Below are 976 nucleotides of genomic sequence, written 5' to 3'. Positions count from 1 at the left end.
CGGGGGGCGCGGGAGAGCGGGTGATGTGGGAGGGGGCGCGGTGGGGGGGGGGGGGGGGGGGGGGGGGGGGGGGGGGCGTGGCGGGGGGGGGGGGGGGAGGCGGGGGGGGGGGGCGGGGGGGCGGGGGCCGCAGGGGCCGGTGCCGCGCCCCGCAGGGCCTCGGCGACCTGGGACACCGTGAGCCACGGGTCGGGCGCCAGGATCTTGGCGACCTGCGGGGCGAAGGCGGGGGAGGAGACCACGACCTCGGCCGTCGGCCCGTCCGCCACGATCTCGCCGCCCGCCAGGACCACCACCCGGTGCGCCAGCTCGGCGGCCAGTTCCACGTCGTGCGTGGCCAGCACGATGCCGTGCCCGTCGGCCGCCAGGCCGCGCAGGATCTCGACCAGGCGGACCTTCGCGGCGTAGTCCAGGCCCCGCGTCGGCTCGTCCAGCAGGAGCAGGCCGGGCCGGCCGGTCAGCACCAGGGCGAGGGCGAGCGCGAGGCGCTGCCCCTCGGACAGGTCGCGCGGATGGGTGTCGTCCGGCACGTCCGGCAGCAGCGCGGACACCAGGGCCCGGCAGGTGCCGGGCTCCGCCCCCGCGTCCTGGTCCGCCGCCGCGCACTCCGCCGCGACCGTGTCGGCGTACAGCAGGTCGCGGGGTTCCTGGGGGACGAGGCCCACGCGGCGGACCATCTCGGCGGGCCGGGTGCGGTGCGGGACCTTGCCGGCGACGGTGACGGAGCCGGCCACCGGTTCGACCATGCCGGTCAGGGCGGCGAGCAGGGTGGACTTCCCGGCGCCGTTGCGGCCCATCAGCGCCACGGTCTCGCCCCGGCGGACGGTGAGCTCGATGCCGCGCAGCACCTCGGTGCGGCCCCGGCGCACGGCGAGGCCGGCGGCCCGGGCGTACGGGTCGCCGGCGCCGGCCCGGTCCAGGCCCGCGGCGGATCCGGGGGCCGGTACGGAAGCGGACACGGAGACCGGTACGCGGC

1 protein-coding gene is annotated in these 976 nt (G+C 80.1%); it reads right to left on the bottom strand.

Features of this window, described 5'->3' with window-relative positions:
* A partial coding sequence (locus tag GPJ59_RS36530; protein ID WP_219672393.1) for an ATP-binding cassette domain-containing protein occupies positions 1-976 on the bottom strand: 976 nt, incomplete at both ends.

The organism is Streptomyces bambusae (assembly GCF_019400985.1).
GTDB classification, from domain to species: Bacteria; Actinomycetota; Actinomycetes; order Streptomycetales; family Streptomycetaceae; genus Streptomyces; species Streptomyces bambusae_A.
Note: the sequence above shows the minus strand (reverse complement) of the source record. Positions and strands in the feature narration are given on the sequence as shown.